Below are 15721 nucleotides of genomic sequence, written 5' to 3'. Positions count from 1 at the left end.
GTGATAAATAATCAATGATGAAATCCAAACTAAAATTGATGCCATTATTGGTGTCGGTAAGCTTGATGAGTGGTTGCACCATACTTCCAGGCAGCAATATGTCTACCTATGGAAAAGATGTGATTAAGCAGCAGGATGCTGATTATGACATTGGCCGGATGGTGAATGTTTATCCGCTGACCCCGCGACTGATTGAACAATTACGCCCACGTCCCAACGTCGCGCAACCGAACATGTCGCTGGATCAGGAGTTAAGCAATTACCAGTATCGCGTCGGTTCAGGCGACGTGCTGAACGTCACGGTGTGGGATCACCCGGAGTTGACCACCCCGGCGGGGCAGTACCGTAGCTCCAGCGATACCGGTAACTGGGTCCAGCCGGACGGCACCATTTTCTATCCCTATATTGGCAAAGTGCAGGTGAAAGGGCGCACGCTGGCGGAAATTCGCCAGACCATTACCCAGCGTCTTGCCGCCTACATCACCGACCCGCAGGTCGACGTGAACGTTGCCGCCTTCCGTTCGCAAAAAGTGTATGTCTCCGGGCAGGTGAACAAATCCGGCCAGCAGGCTATCACCAACGTGCCGCTGACGGTACTGGACGCGATCAACGCGGCGGGTGGCCTGAGCGAACTGGCCGACTGGCGCAACGTGGTGCTGACTCACGATGGCAAAGAACAGCGCATTTCAGTGCAGGCGTTGATGCAAAACGGCGATCTGAGCCAGAACCGTTTGCTCTATCCGGGCGATATCCTCTTCGTACCGCGTAACGATGATCTCAAGGTCTTCGTGATGGGCGAAGTGAAAAAACAGAGCACGCTCAAAATGGACTTCAGCGGCATGACGCTGACCGAAGCGCTCGGCCAGGCGGAAGGCATCGACCTGACGACCTCCAATGCCAGCGGTATCTTCGTGATTCGTCCAACCAAAGCGGGCAACAACGGCAAGATGGCCAACATCTATCAGTTGGATATGTCCGATGCGACCTCACTGGTCATGGCAACCAACTTTATTCTCCAGCCGTATGACGTGGTTTACGTCACCACCGCACCGGTTGCTCGCTGGAACCGTCTGATCAACCAACTGTTGCCGACCATCAGTGGCGTTCGCTACATGACCGATTCGGCGAAAGACATTCATACCTGGTAACCGTCATGTTTAACAAAATTCTTGTGGTTTGCGTGGGGAACATCTGTCGTTCCCCCACGGCGGAACGGCTGCTACGCAGCCATCTGCCGTCATTGACCGTCGAATCGGCGGGGCTGGGAGCATTAGTGGGTAAAGCGGCGGATGAACGCGCCGCGAGCGTTGCCGCCGAGCACGCGATTTCGCTGGAAGGGCACCGTGCGCGACAAATCTCTGGCCGTATGTGTCGTGAGTACGATCTGATTCTGGCGATGGAAAAACGTCATGTCGCCACCCTGCATGAAATGGCGCCGGAGATGCGCGGCAAGGTCATGCTGTTTGGTCATTGGGATAACGAACGCGAGATTCCCGATCCGTATCGCAAAAGCCGGGAGGCATTTGAAGCGGTGTACCAGTTACTCGACAGGTCTGCCAGCCAGTGGGCGCAGGCACTGAAAGCACAGCAGGGATAACCATGACAGATAAAGTAAAACAGATAGGCCCATCGGTCTCGGGCAACGATGAGATCGACATTGGTCGCCTGGTGGGCACCGTGGTGGAAGCCAAATGGTGGGTCATCGGCATTACCGCCCTGTTTGCCGCGCTGGCGATTGTCTACGCGCTGTTCGCCACGCCGATTTACAGCGCCGACGCACTGGTGCGCATTGAGCAAAATCAGGGCAGCGCGCTGGTGCAGGATATCAGCAATGCGCTCACCAGCAAGCCGCCGGCCTCAGAGGCGGAAATCCAGATGATCACCTCGCGTATGGTGCTCGGGAAAACCGTTGAGGATCTGGGGCTGGATATTGCCGTGAGCAAAAACACCTTTCCGATTCTGGGGGCGGGCTGGGAACGGCTGATGGGCCGCCAGAATGAGACGGTGAAGGTCAGCGCCTTTAATCGCCCGGCCTCGATGGCCGACAGCACCTTTACGCTGGAGGTTATCAACCCAACGCGCTATCGCCTGAGTAACGACGACGGTTTTAGCGCAGAAGGGAAGGTAGGGGAGACGCTGAATAAAGGCGGCGTTTCGCTGCTGGTTACCGGGATCGCCGCCCACGATGGCGCGAGTTTTACCGTCACCAAATATTCAACATTGGGGATGATCAATAACCTGCAAAATAGCCTGAGCGTCACCGAGGATGGTAAAGAGTCCGGCGTGCTGACGCTCACGATGGTGGGTGAAGACAAAGATCAGATCCGCGACATCCTCAACAGTATCGCCAACAACTACGTGGCGCAGAACGTGGCGCGCAAATCGGAAGAAGCCGCGAAAAGCCTCGAGTTCCTCGAAGTGCAACTGCCACAGGTACGCAGCCAGTTGGACGTAGCGGAAAACAAACTGAATACCTACCGTCAGCAGCAAGACTCCGTAGACCTGCCGCTGGAAGCGAAATCGGTGCTCGATTCGATGGTGAACATCGACGCGCAGCTGAACGAGCTGACGTTCCGCGAAGCGGAAATCTCCAAGCTGTATACCCGAATCCACCCGGCCTATCGCACGTTGCTGGAAAAACGCCGGGCGCTGGAAGAAGAGAAGGCCAAGCTGAGCAAACGCGTGACGGCGATGCCGAAAACCCAGCAGGAGATTGTACGCCTGACCCGTGACGTGGAGTCTGGTCAGCAGGTTTATATGCAATTGCTGAATAAACAGCAGGAGCTGAAAATCACCCGGGCGAGCACCGTCGGCGACGTGCGGATTGTCGACCCGGCAATTACTCAGCCGGGGGTGGTGAAGCCGAAGAAAGCGTTGATCGTGCTGGGCAGCATTATTCTTGGCCTGATGTTGTCGATCGTCGGCGTGCTGCTGCGCTCGCTGTTTAACCGCGGTATCGAAAGCCCGCAGGTGCTCGAAGAGCATGGCATCAATGTTTATGCCAGCATTCCGCTCTCCGAATGGCAAAAATCGCGCGATAGCGTGAAGAGCGTCAACGGTGTGAAGCGCTATAAGCAAAGCCAGCTGCTGGCGGTGGGTAACCCGACCGACCTGGCGATCGAAGCCATTCGCAGCCTGCGCACCAGCCTGCACTTCGCCATGATGCAGGCGCCGAACAACGTGCTGATGATGACCGGGGTTAGCCCGTCTATCGGTAAAACCTTCGTCTGCGCCAACCTGGCGGCGGTGATCAGCCAGACCCATAAGCGCGTACTGATGATCGACTGCGATATGCGTAAAGGCTATTCCCACGAACTGCTCGGCACCACCAATGATAACGGCCTGTCCGAGGTGCTGGTGGGGAAAGCGACGTTTGAAAGCAGCGCGAAACGGACGTCGGTCGCGAACTTTGACCTGATCCCGCGCGGGCAGATCCCACCAAATCCGTCGGAGCTGTTGATGGCCGAGCGCTTTAGCGAGCTGCTGAAGTGGGGTTCAGCGAACTATGACCTGGTGCTGATCGATACGCCGCCGATTCTCGCGGTCACCGATGCCGCTATCGTCGGTCGCCACGCGGGCACCACCTTGATGGTCACGCGCTATGCGGTTAACACCCTGAAGGAAGTAGAAACCAGCCTGAGCCGCTTTGAGCAGAATGGCATTGCGGTGAAAGGGGTGATCCTCAACTCGATCTTCCGCCGCGCGACGGGATACCAGGATTACGGGTACTACGAGTACGAGTATCAGTCGGATTCGAAATAATAACATCCCCCTCACCCCGGCCCTCTCCCCAAAGGGGCGAGGGAGAAAACCGAACGGTCCCCTCTCCCCTCTGGGGAGAGGGTTAGGGTGAGGGGAACAACCGCTCAAACGCTTATTCGGGGATATACCATGACAACAGACAACCCGTTGATCTCCATTTATATGCCGACCTGGAACCGACAGCAGCTGGCCATTCGCGCCATCAAATCGGTACTGCGTCAGGACTATCCTCACTGGGAAATGATTATCGTCGATGACTGCTCCAGCAGCTACGAGCAGCTTCAGCAGTTTGTCATCGAACTCAACGATCGCCGCGTACAGTACACGCGCAACGATTTTAACTCCGGAGCATGCGCGGTACGCAATCAGGCCATTCTGCAGGCCAAAGGGCAGTTTATCACCGGTATTGATGATGACGATGAGTGGACATCCAACCGCCTTTCGCTGTTTCTCGAACATAAACAGCAATTGATGGACCACGCCTTTTTATACGCCGATGACTACGTCTGCGAAGGGGAGGTGTACTCGCAGCCTGCCAGCCTGCCGTTGTACCCGAAATCGCCGTTCTCCCGTCAGTTGTTCTATAAGCGCAACATCATTGGCAATCAGGTGTTTAGCTGGGCGTGGCGTTTTAAAGAAAGCCTGTTTGATACCGAACTGAAGGCGGCGCAGGACTACGATATTTTCCTGCGCATGGTGGTGGCCTACGGCGAGCCGTGGAAGATTGAAGCCGCTACGCAGATTCTGCACATCAACCACGGTGAAATGCAGATCACCTCGTCACCCAAAAAGTTTTCCGGCTACTTCAGCTTCTACCGCAAGCACAAAGAGAAGTTTGATCGGGCGAGTAAGAAGTATCAGCTGTTCACGCTCTATCAAATTCGCAATAAGCGCATGACCTGGAAGACGTTTCTGACGCTGCTGTCGGTGCGCAACGGCAAACGCTGGGTCGACGGACTGCGGAGTAAATGATGCTACTGGAAGATTTACGTGCCAACAGCTGGAGCCTGCGCCCTTGCTGCATGGTGATCGCCTACCGTGTGGCCCATTTTTGCTCGGTGTGGCGCAAGAAAAATGTGCTGAACAACCTGTGGGCGGCGCCGGTGCTGGTGCTGTACCGCATCATCACCGAATGTTTCTTCGGCTATGAAATCCAGGCGGCGGCGACCATTGGCCGACGTTTCACCATCCACCACGGCTATGCCGTGGTGATCAATAAAAACGTGGTGGCGGGAGACGATTTCACGATTCGTCACGGCATCACTATCGGCAATCGCGGCCCGGAGAGTCTGGCGTGCCCAAGGATTGGGGATGGCGTTGAGCTGGGGGCCAACGTGGTGATTATCGGCGGCATTACCATCGGTAACCACGTGACCATTGGCGCGGGCAGCGTGGTGCTGGACGACGTTCCGGACCATGCGCTGGTGGTGGGCGAAAAAGCGCGAGTGAAGGTAATTAAATGAATATTCTGCAATTTAACGTCCGTCTGGCCGAAGGCGGCGCGGCGGGCGTGGCGCTGGATCTGCATCAGCGCGCACTCCGTCAGGGGCTGTCGTCAAAATTTGTCTACGGCTATGGCAAAGGCGGTAAGAAGAGCGTCAGCCATGACCGTTATCCGCAGGTGGTGAAGCAGACCGGACGGTTAACCTCAATGGCGAACCTGGCGCTGTTCCGCCTGTTTAACCGCGATGTGTTTGGCAACCTCAATAACCTGTATCGCCAGGTCACCCGTACTGACGGCTCGGTGGTACTGCATTTTCACGTTATGCACAGCTACTGGCTGAATCTGGCGGATGTGGTGAACTTCTGCGAACGGGTGAAGGCGCATAAAAGCGATGCGACGTTTATCTGGACGCTGCACGATCACTGGAGCGTGACCGGGCGCTGTGCCTTTCTTGACGGCTGCGAAGGCTGGAAAAGCGGCTGTCAGAAATGCCCAACGTTGAGTAACTACCCGCCGGTGAAGGTCGATCGCGCACATGCGCTGGTCGATGAAAAACGTCAACTTTTCCGCCAGATGCTGGCGCTCGGCTGCCGCTTTATTTCACCCAGTCAGCATGTTGCCGAGGCCTTTAACAGCCTCTACGGCGCAGGGCGCTGCCAGATTATCAATAACGGTATCGACGTCGCCACCGAAGCGATTCTTGCCGAGCTGACGCCGGTAAAACGCTTTTCCTCGCGGCCTAAAATCGCCGTGGTCGCCCACGACCTGCGCTATGACGGGAAAACCAACCAGCAACTGGTGCGCGATATTATCGCGCTGGGTGATAAGGTCGAGGTCCATACCTTTGGTAAGTTTTCGCCGTTTGAGGGCAGCAACGTGGTGAACCACGGTTTTCTGACCGATAAACGCCAACTGATGAGCGAACTGAACCCGCTTGACGCGCTGCTGTTTAGCTCGCGAGTGGATAACTACCCGCTGATTCTGTGCGAAGCGTTATCGATTGGCGTGCCGGTCATTGCTACCCATAGCGAGGCGGCAAAAGAGGTGCTGGCAAAATCCGGCGGCCATACGGTGGATGAGGCCGAGGTGCTCACCCTGGTACAGCAACCGAAAGCGGAGATCGCCGAGCAGATTTTTGGCACTACGCTTGAGAACTTTAGCGCGCGAAGCCGCAAAGCTTACAGCGGACAACAGATGCTGGAGGAATATGTCTCGTTCTATCAGAGTCTGTAGCTATCTGCTGCTGCCGTTAATCTACCTGTTGGTTAACGTGAAGCTAGCGCAGCTGGGGGAGAGCTTCCCCATTACCATTGTGACATTCCTTCCGCTGTTGCTGCTGTTGTTTGTTGAACGCATTAATCTGAAAAAACTGATGATTGCCCTCGGGCTGGGCGTGGGATTGACGCTGTTCAACTATCTGTTTGGACAATCGCTGGACCCGAGCAAATACGTCACCTCGACGATGCTGTTTGTCTATATCGTGATCATTATCGGCATGGTCTGGAGCATTCGCTTCAAAACCATTTCGCCGCATAACCACCGTAAGATCCTGCGTTTTTTCTATGTGGTGATTACCCTGGTGGTGGCGCTGGCGGCGCTGGAGATGGCGCAGATTATTCTCACCGGCGGCAGCAGTTTGATAGCGACGATTTCGAAATATCTTATTTACAGTAATAGCTATGTGCTGAATTTTATCAAATTCGGTGGAAAGCGCACCACTGCGTTATATTTCGAACCGGCATTTTTTGCTCTGGCATTAATCTCAATTTGGCTTTGCATCAAACAGTTTGGTATCAAAACCCCGAAGTCTGATGCTATGATTCTGGCAGGGATAATTCTTTCTGGATCGTTTTCTGGGGTTATGACATTTATCCTGTTCTATCTGCTGGAGTGGGCTTTCCAGTACCTGAACAAAGAAGCGATCAAGAAAAAGTTACCGTTGGCGATTATCTCATTAGGCGCATTTTTTATCGGTCTGGTGTTTGCATTCCCATATATTGCCGAGCGTATTGGTGATTTAGGAACGGAAGGATCGTCATCGTATTACCGTATAATTGGTCCATTGGTGATGGTCGGTTATTCATTAACCAGCATTGATGGGGTCGTACGTTTTGGTTCTCTTTACGAATATGTTGCATCATTCGGAATATTTAACGGTGCGGATGTCGGTAAAACCATAGACAATGGTCTGTATCTGTTAATGATTTATTTTTCGTGGTTCGCTGTAATATTAACGGCTGGGTATCTGTACTACGTATTTAAAATGTTCATTAACGCTTTTGGGAATAATCGTAATTTCGCCGTGCAGCTGTATCTTTTCACGCCGATATCATTATTTTTTACCGGTTCGATATTTAGTCCGGAATATGCATTTTTAATTGTTTGTCCTTTTATTCTGCGTAAAGCGCTGAATATTGCTGACAGCAGATGAGGTGAAGCATGTTGTTAAGCGTGGTTACCGTCGCGTTTCGTAACGTTGATGGCGTGGTGAAAACCTGGCGTTCTCTGGCCCATCTGGCAAACGATCCCAGCCTCACTTTCGAGTGGATTGTGGTGGATGGCGGTTCTAACGATGGCACCGCAGAGTTTCTCGAAAAACGTAACGGCCAGTACCACTTACGCTACGTCAGCGAACCGGATAAAGGGCTTTACGATGCGATGAATAAAGGCATCCGCATGGCGCAGGGCAAGTTTGTGCTGTTTCTGAATTCCGGCGACAGCTTTCATCCGGATGTGTCGCAGTTCGTCCGTCAGCTGCGCGGTAAAAGCGATGATGCCATGTACCTTGGCGATGCGATGCTGGACTTTGGCGACGGCACCCAGATTCGCCGTAGCGCTAAGCAGGGTTGGTATATTTATCACAGCCTACCGGCTAGCCATCAGGCTATTTTCTTCCCGCTGCGTGGGCTGAAAAATCATCCTTATGATGTGCAGTATCGTGTCTCTTCTGATTATGCGCTGGCGGCGCGGATGTATAAGTCGGGATATGCCTTTAAACGTATTAAAGGCTTGGTGTCGGAATTTTCGATGGGCGGCGTGTCCACCACCAATAATCTACAGTTGTGCCAGGATGCAAAAAAAGTGCAGCGTGAAATATTACGTATGCCGGGCCTGCTTGCAGAATTATCTTATTTATTACGTCTGCGCACAACGGGGAAAGCAAAAGCCTTATATCACAAAGCATAAGGATACCAAATGCAGGAATTATCGGGCTTTTCGGTACCAAAAGGTTTTCGCGGTGCCGGGGGCATAAAAGTACAAATATGGTGGGCAGTTCAGGCCACATTATTTGCCTGGTCTCCGCAGATATTGTATCGCTGGCGCGCATTTTTATTACGTCTGTTTGGCGCAAAAATAGGAAAAAACGTAGTCATTCGCCCGTCGGTAAAAATCACTTACCCATGGAAATTAACCATTGGAGATTATGCCTGGGTGGGCGATGACGCAGTGTTATATACCTTGGGTGAAATAACCCTTGGGGCAAATTCGGTGGTTTCGCAGAAATGCTATTTGTGCACCGGCAGCCACGATTATCAGAGCGCGCATTTCGATATTAACGCTGCGCCGATTGTGGTTGGTGAGAAATGCTGGCTGGCGACGGATGTTTTTGTTGCCCCCGGCGTCACGATTGGCGAGGGCACCATAGTGGGTGCCCGTAGCAGCGTTTTTAAATCGCTACCGGCAAATATGATTTGCCGTGGCAATCCCGCAGTGGTTACGCGTGAGCGCGTAGAGAAAGTGACTCCCTAAACGGGACAATTTGAGGAAAATAGAATGTCAAAAGTCGCACTTATTACCGGCGTAACGGGGCAGGACGGTTCTTATCTGGCAGAACTGCTGCTGGAAAAAGGCTATGAAGTTCACGGGATTAAACGCCGTGCTTCTTCCTTTAACACCGAACGTGTCGATCACATCTATCAGGATCCGCACAGCAGCAACCCGAAGTTTCACCTGCACTACGGTGATTTGACCGACAGCTCCAACCTGACGCGCATTCTGCAGGAAGTGCAGCCGGATGAAGTGTATAACCTGGGCGCGATGAGCCACGTTGCCGTGTCGTTTGAGTCGCCGGAATACACCGCCGACGTGGATGCGATGGGCACGCTGCGCCTGCTGGAAGCCATCCGCTTCCTGGGGCTGGAGAAGAAAACGCGTTTCTATCAGGCTTCCACTTCGGAACTGTACGGCCTGGTGCAGGAAATTCCACAAAAAGAGACCACTCCGTTCTATCCGCGCTCGCCGTATGCGGTCGCCAAACTGTATGCCTACTGGATCACCGTCAACTACCGTGAATCTTACGGCATGTACGCCTGTAACGGCATCCTGTTCAACCACGAGTCTCCGCGCCGCGGCGAAACCTTTGTGACGCGTAAAATCACCCGCGCCATCGCTAATATCGCTCAGGGTCTGGAGAAGTGCCTGTACCTCGGCAACATGGATTCCCTGCGCGACTGGGGCCACGCCAAAGACTACGTGAAAATGCAGTGGATGATGCTGCAACAGGACCATCCGGAAGATTTCGTTATCGCCACCGGCGTGCAGTATTCGGTTCGCCAGTTCGTCGAAATGGCGGCGGCACAGCTGGGTATCAAACTGCGCTTTGAAGGTAAAGGCGTGGAAGAAAAGGGGATTGTCGTTTCCGTCACCGGTCACGATGCGCCGGGCGTGAAACCGGGCGATGTGATGGTGGCCGTGGATCCGCGCTACTTCCGTCCGGCAGAAGTTGAAACCCTGCTCGGCGACCCGACCAAAGCGCATGAGAAACTGGGCTGGAAACCGGAAACCACCCTGCAGGAGATGGTCTCTGAAATGGTCGCCAAAGACCTGGAAGCAGCGAAGAAACATTCCCTGCTGAAATCCCACGGTTATGAAGTGGCGATCGCGCTGGAGTCTTAAGTATGACCAGACAACGTATTTTTGTGGCGGGCCACCGGGGAATGGTGGGCTCGGCCATCGTCCGCCAGCTTGCACAACGCGGCGACGTGGATCTGGTGGTTCGCAGCCGCGATGAGCTCAACCTGCTGGATAGCCGCGAAGTGAACGACTTCTTCGCCGCTGAAAATATTGATCAGGTGTATCTGGCGGCGGCAAAGGTGGGCGGCATTGTGGCCAACAACACCTTCCCGGCGGATTTCATCTACGAGAACATGATGATTGAAAGCAACATTATTCACGCGGCGCATACGCACAACGTGAATAAGCTGCTGTTTCTCGGTTCATCGTGCATCTATCCGAAAATGGCTAACCAGCCAATGCACGAAAGCGAGCTGCTGCAGGGCACGCTGGAAGCGACTAACGAACCGTACGCGATTGCGAAAATTGCCGGTATCAAGCTGTGCGAGTCCTACAACCGCCAGCATAATCGCGACTATCGGTCGGTGATGCCGACCAACCTGTACGGGCCGAACGATAACTTCCACCCGAGCAATTCGCACGTTATTCCGGCGCTGATGCGCCGCTTCCATGAAGCGGTACAGCAAAACGCCGCGGACGTGGTGGTGTGGGGGAGCGGCACGCCGATGCGCGAGTTCCTGCATGTGGACGATATGGCGGCTGCCAGTATCCATGTGATGGAGCTGGATCGCGGCGTCTGGCTCGAAAGCACGCAGCCCATGCTGTCGCATATTAACGTTGGCACCGGCGTTGACTGCACCATTCGTGAGCTGGCGCAGACGATGGCGAAAGTGGTGGGCTTTAAAGGGCGGGTGGTGTTTGATGCCACCAAACCCGACGGCACGCCGCGCAAGCTGCTCGACGTTTCTCGCCTGCATCAACTGGGCTGGTACCACGAAATCTCGCTGGAGGCTGGTCTTGCCAGCACTTACCAGTGGTTTCTGGAAAACCAGCGCCACTTCCGGGGGTAACGCATGTTTCTGAGCCAGGAAGCGTTTGCCACCGTGGTGCAGTCTACGCCGCTGATCTCCATCGATTTGATCGTCGAGAACGCGCAGGGCGAGTTTTTGCTGGGTAAGCGCAACAATCGTCCGGCGCAGGGGTACTGGTTTGTGCCGGGCGGGCGGGTACAGAAAGATGAAACGCTGGAACAGGCGTTTGCCCGCCTGACTGAGGCCGAACTGGGGCTGAGCCTGCCGATGACGGCAGGCCGCTTTTACGGCGTCTGGCAGCATTTCTATGACGACAATTTCTCCGGTACGGATTTTTCGACCCATTACATTGTGCTTGGTTTCCGCCTGCAGGTGGACGCCGGGACCTTAACGCTGCCGGACGATCAGCATAATGAGTACCGTTGGCTGACACCGCCTGCGTTACTGGCGTCGGACAACGTTCATGAAAACAGCCGCGCCTATTTCCGGGTCGACAAATTGGCCGAGGTGCCGGGCCTATGAAGATTCTGGTGTATGGCATCAACTATTCGCCTGAACTCACCGGCATCGGCAAATACACCGGCGAAATGGTCGAGTGGATGGTGCAGCAGGGTCACGAGGTGCGAGTGATTACCGCGCCGCCGTACTATCCGGAATGGCAGGTTGGCGCGAAATACTCAAGCTGGCGCTACCGCCGGGAAAACGGCGATGCCACCGTCTGGCGCTGCCCGCTGTACGTGCCAAAGCAGCCATCGACGCTGAAGCGTTTGATCCATCTCGGCAGCTTTGCGTTCAGCAGCTTCTTCCCGCTGATGGCCCAACGCCGCTGGAAGCCGGATCGCATTATCGGCGTGGTGCCGACGCTGTTCTGTACCCCCGGTATGCGCCTGCTGGCGAAGCTCTCCGGCGCGCGGACGCTGCTGCATATTCAGGATTATGAAGTCGACGCCATGCTGGGGTTGGGCATGGCAGGCAACGGTCGCGCCGGCAAGGTGGCAAAACTTGCCAGCGCCTTTGAGCGCAGCGGGCTGCACAACGTCGACAACGTATCGACCATCTCGCGCTCAATGATGAACAAAGCCTGCGAGAAGGGCGTTGCGCCGGAGAAGGTGATTTTCTTCCCCAACTGGTCGGAAGTTTCCCGTTTTCGCGAGGTGCCGGAAACGCTGGTGATGGCGCTGCGTCAGCGTCTTGGCCTGCCGGATGAACGCAAAATTATTCTCTACTCCGGCAATATCGGTGAGAAACAGGGGCTGGAGAGCGTGATTACTGCCGCCGAACAGCTCCGTGAACAGCCGTGGCTGTTTGCCATTGTCGGTCAGGGCGGCGGTAAAGCGCGGCTGGAAAAAATGGTCGCCGAACGTGGGCTGGATAACGTCAAGTTCCTGCCGCTGCAGTCGTACGAAGATTTACCCGCGCTGCTGGCGATTGGCGACTGCCATCTGGTGATTCAGAAGCGCGGCGCCGCGGACGCGGTGTTGCCTTCCAAGCTGACCAATATTCTGGCGGTGGGCGGCAACGCGGTGATTACCGCTGAACCGCAGACCGAGCTGGGCCAGCTATGTCTGGACAATCCGGGCATTGCGGTGTGCGTGACGCCTGAATCGGTTCCGTCGCTGGTCGACGGGATTGAGCAGGCGCTGAAGATACCGAAGCGAAATGCGGTCGCCCGCGCCTGGGCCGAACGTTCGCTCGATAAAGAACACGTTCTCAACCAATTTATTGCTGATATTCGGGGTTAAACGATGAGTCAAACTACGCTTTTCCCGGTCGTGATGGCCGGTGGCTCGGGTAGCCGACTGTGGCCGCTGTCCCGAGTGCTGTACCCCAAACAGTTCCTGTGCCTGAAAGGGGACATGACCATGCTGCAGGCCACGGTGAACCGGCTGGACGGCGTGAAGTGCGCCAGCCCGGTGGTGATCTGCAATGAGCAACACCGTTTTATCGTGGCGGAACAGCTGCGTCAGCTCAACAAGCTGACCGAAAACATTATTCTGGAACCAGCAGGGCGCAACACGGCGCCAGCCATCGCCCTGGCGGCGCTGGCGGCTAAGCGTCGCGAACCGGACTGCGACCCGCTGATGCTGGTGCTGGCGGCGGACCATGTGATTCAGGACGAAGAGGCCTTCCGCGCGGCGGTTCGTCATGCCACGCCGTATGCTGAAAATGGCAAGCTGGTGACCTTCGGTATCGTGCCGAACGTGCCGGAAACCGGCTACGGCTATATTCGCCGTGGTGATGTCACGCCGGGTACAGACGACACGCTGGCCTTCGACGTCGCGCAGTTTGTCGAAAAACCCAATCTCGATACCGCACAGGCCTATGTCGCCAGCGGTGAATATTACTGGAACAGCGGCATGTTCCTGTTCCGCGCCGGGCGCTATCTGGAAGAGCTGGGCAAATATCGCCCGGATATTCTTCGCGCCTGCGAAAAAGCGATGGACGTCACCGACCCGGATCTCGACTTTATCCGCGTCGATGAAGCGGCGTTCCTGAGCTGCCCGGACGAATCCATCGATTATGCGGTGATGGAGCAGACCGCGGATGCGGTGGTGGTGCCGATGGACGCGGGCTGGAGCGACGTTGGCTCCTGGTCATCGCTGTGGGAGATCAGCAACCACACGCCGGAAGGCAACGTGCACCATGGCGATGTCATCAGCCATAAAACCGAAAACAGCTATGTCTATGCAGAGTCTGGCCTGGTGACGACCGTCGGGGTAAAGGACCTGGTGGTGGTGCAAACCAAAGACGCGGTGCTTATCGCCGATCGCAACGCGGTGCAGGACGTGAAAAAGGTGGTCGAGAAGATTAAGGCCGACGGCCGCCACGAACACCACATCCACCGGGAAGTCTACCGCCCGTGGGGCAAGTATGACTCGATTGATTCCGGCGATCGCTATCAGGTTAAGCGCATCACCGTGAAGCCGGGGGAAGGGCTGTCGCTGCAGATGCATCACCACCGGGCGGAACACTGGATTGTGGTGGCGGGCACCGCCAAAGTCACTCTCAATGACCAAATTACGCTGCTGGGTGAGAACGAATCTATCTATATCCCCCTTGGCGTCACCCACTGCCTGGAAAACCCGGGGAAAATCCCGCTCGACCTGATTGAGGTGCGATCTGGCGCCTATCTGGAAGAGGACGACGTGGTGCGTTTCCAGGATCGTTACGGGCGCGTGTAGCACCCGGCAGGCCGGATAAGCGCGGCGCATCCGGCAAATCACGACACCAAAATTGATGGCCATAACGGTCAGGGCGAACTGTTGCCTGAAGAAAGGTAAAAACATGACGAAATTAACCTGTTTTAAAGCCTACGACATCCGCGGCAAGCTCGGCGAAGAGCTGAATGAAGACATCGCGTGGCGCATTGGCCGCGCTTACGGTGAATACCTGAAGCCGAAAACTATCGTGCTGGGCGGCGATGTGCGCTTGACCAGCGAGGCGCTGAAACTGGCGTTAGCCAATGGCCTGCGCGACGCGGGCGTTGACGTGCTCGATATCGGGCTTTCCGGCACCGAAGAGATTTACTTTGCCACCTTCCATCTCGGCGTTGATGGCGGTATCGAAGTGACCGCCAGCCACAATCCGATGGATTACAACGGCATGAAGCTGGTGCGGGAAGGCGCACGCCCCATCAGCGGCGATACCGGCCTGCGCGACGTACAGCGCCTGGCGGAAGCCAACGACTTCCCGCCGGTCAATGAGGCCGCGCGCGGTAGCTACCAGAAAATCAACCTGCGTGACGCCTATATTGACCATCTGCTGGGCTACATCAACGTGCAAAACCTGACGCCGCTGAAGCTGGTGGTGAACTCCGGTAACGGCGCGGCAGGCCCGGTGATTGACGCGCTGGAAGCCCGCTTCAAGGCGCTGAATGTGCCGGTGAGCCTGATCAAAGTGCACAACACCCCGGACGGTACCTTCCCGCATGGCATTCCTAACCCGCTGCTGCCGGAGTGCCGCGCGGATACCCGCGACGCGGTCATCAAATACGGTGCCGATATGGGTATCGCTTTTGATGGCGACTTCGACCGCTGCTTCCTGTTCGACGAGAAAGGACAGTTTATTGAGGGCTACTACATCGTCGGCCTGCTCGCGGAAGCCTTCCTCGAAAAGAACCCCGGCGCGCGCATCATTCACGACCCGCGTCTGTCCTGGAACACCGTGGACGTGGTCACAGCTGCGGGCGGCACGCCGGTGATGTCGAAAACCGGTCATGCCTTTATTAAAGAGCGCATGCGTCAGGACGACGCGGTTTACGGCGGCGAAATGAGCGCCCACCACTACTTCCGTGATTTCGCCTACTGCGACAGCGGCATGATCCCCTGGCTGCTGGTCAGCGAACTGCTGTGCCTGAAGGGCAAAACGTTGGGTGAACTGGTGCGCGACCGCATGGCGGCGTTCCCGGCGAGCGGTGAAATCAACAGTCATCTGGCGGCACCGTCAGAAGCGATTGCCCGCGTGGAAGCACACTTTGCCGGCAGCGCGCTGGAGATCGACCGTACTGACGGCATCAGCCTGGCGTTTGCCGACTGGCGCTTCAACCTGCGTTCTTCCAATACCGAACCGGTGGTGCGCTTAAACGTGGAGTCTCGCGGAAATACGCCGCTGATGCAGGCGCGAACGCAGGACATTCTGGCGTTGCTTAATCAGTAATTATTGCCCCTCACCCTAACCCTCTCCCCAGAGG

At 55.7% G+C, this 15721-nt stretch carries 15 protein-coding genes; all 15 read left to right on the top strand.

Annotated elements, in window-relative coordinates:
• Positions 1 to 14: 14 nt before the first annotated feature.
• Complete coding sequence (locus NNN71_RS18845) at positions 15 to 1148, top strand: polysaccharide export protein (RefSeq protein WP_024193904.1); 1134 nt, start codon at positions 15 to 17, stop codon at positions 1146 to 1148.
• A gap of 5 nt (positions 1149 to 1153) precedes the next feature.
• Positions 1154 to 1597, top strand: coding sequence for a low molecular weight protein-tyrosine-phosphatase Wzb (wzb, locus tag NNN71_RS18840; RefSeq protein ID WP_249023052.1), 444 nt, complete (start codon positions 1154 to 1156; stop codon positions 1595 to 1597).
• Positions 1598 to 1599: 2 nt separating this feature from the next.
• Complete coding sequence (wzc, locus tag NNN71_RS18835; RefSeq protein ID WP_271459100.1) at positions 1600 to 3762, top strand: tyrosine-protein kinase Wzc; 2163 nt, start codon at positions 1600 to 1602, stop codon at positions 3760 to 3762.
• Between the two features lie 129 nt (positions 3763 to 3891).
• Positions 3892 to 4734 (top strand): colanic acid biosynthesis glycosyltransferase WcaA, encoded by an 843-nt coding sequence (wcaA, locus tag NNN71_RS18830; RefSeq protein ID WP_001575937.1) that lies wholly within the window; start codon positions 3892 to 3894, stop codon positions 4732 to 4734.
• Positions 4734 to 5225, top strand: coding sequence for a colanic acid biosynthesis acetyltransferase WcaB (wcaB, locus tag NNN71_RS18825; RefSeq protein ID WP_167577260.1), 492 nt, complete (start codon positions 4734 to 4736; stop codon positions 5223 to 5225). The genes wcaA and wcaB overlap by 1 nt, the downstream gene beginning before the upstream one ends.
• Entirely contained in the window at positions 5222 to 6439 is a 1218-nt protein-coding gene (wcaC, locus tag NNN71_RS18820; protein ID WP_271459099.1) for a colanic acid biosynthesis glycosyltransferase WcaC, read from the top strand. Before wcaB ends, wcaC begins: the two co-directional genes overlap by 4 nt.
• The gene (gene wcaD / locus NNN71_RS18815; RefSeq protein WP_065357439.1) at positions 6414 to 7637 is read left to right on the top strand and encodes a colanic acid polymerase WcaD; all 1224 of its coding nucleotides are present in this window, start codon (positions 6414 to 6416) and stop codon (positions 7635 to 7637) included. Before wcaC ends, wcaD begins: the two co-directional genes overlap by 26 nt.
• An 8-nt stretch (positions 7638 to 7645) precedes the next feature.
• Positions 7646 to 8392: a colanic acid biosynthesis glycosyltransferase WcaE gene (wcaE, locus tag NNN71_RS18810; RefSeq protein ID WP_032281172.1), complete on the top strand. Its 747-nt coding sequence runs from the start codon at positions 7646 to 7648 to the stop codon at positions 8390 to 8392.
• A 9-nt stretch (positions 8393 to 8401) separates the two neighbouring features.
• Complete coding sequence (wcaF, locus tag NNN71_RS18805; RefSeq protein WP_032281170.1) at positions 8402 to 8956, top strand: colanic acid biosynthesis acetyltransferase WcaF; 555 nt, start codon at positions 8402 to 8404, stop codon at positions 8954 to 8956.
• 24 nt (positions 8957 to 8980) lie between these two features.
• On the top strand, positions 8981 to 10102 hold the full coding sequence (gmd, locus tag NNN71_RS18800; protein WP_032281169.1) for a GDP-mannose 4,6-dehydratase: 1122 nt from the start codon (positions 8981 to 8983) through the stop codon (positions 10100 to 10102).
• A 2-nt stretch (positions 10103 to 10104) separates the two neighbouring features.
• Positions 10105 to 11070 carry a GDP-L-fucose synthase gene (gene fcl / locus NNN71_RS18795; protein WP_223802957.1) on the top strand — a complete coding sequence of 322 codons (966 nt, stop codon included), beginning with the start codon at positions 10105 to 10107 and terminating at the stop codon, positions 11068 to 11070.
• A 3-nt stretch (positions 11071 to 11073) separates the two neighbouring features.
• Positions 11074 to 11553: a GDP-mannose mannosyl hydrolase gene (locus NNN71_RS18790; protein WP_115205314.1), complete on the top strand. Its 480-nt coding sequence runs from the start codon at positions 11074 to 11076 to the stop codon at positions 11551 to 11553.
• Entirely contained in the window at positions 11550 to 12773 is a 1224-nt protein-coding gene (gene wcaI, locus NNN71_RS18785; RefSeq protein ID WP_271459098.1) for a colanic acid biosynthesis fucosyltransferase WcaI, read from the top strand. The genes NNN71_RS18790 and wcaI overlap by 4 nt, the downstream gene beginning before the upstream one ends.
• Positions 12774 to 12776: 3 nt before the next feature.
• Positions 12777 to 14213, top strand: coding sequence for a mannose-1-phosphate guanyltransferase (gene cpsB / locus NNN71_RS18780; protein ID WP_001575923.1), 1437 nt, complete (start codon positions 12777 to 12779; stop codon positions 14211 to 14213).
• A 103-nt stretch (positions 14214 to 14316) separates the two neighbouring features.
• Positions 14317 to 15687 (top strand): colanic acid biosynthesis phosphomannomutase CpsG, encoded by a 1371-nt coding sequence (cpsG, locus tag NNN71_RS18775; RefSeq protein ID WP_115735702.1) that lies wholly within the window; start codon positions 14317 to 14319, stop codon positions 15685 to 15687.
• Positions 15688 to 15721: the final 34 nt, after the last annotated feature.

This window comes from Kluyvera sp. Awk 3 (genome assembly GCF_028069715.1).
Classification (GTDB): Bacteria; Pseudomonadota; Gammaproteobacteria; order Enterobacterales; family Enterobacteriaceae; genus Kluyvera; species Kluyvera georgiana_A.
Note: the sequence above shows the minus strand (reverse complement) of the source record. Positions and strands in the feature narration are given on the sequence as shown.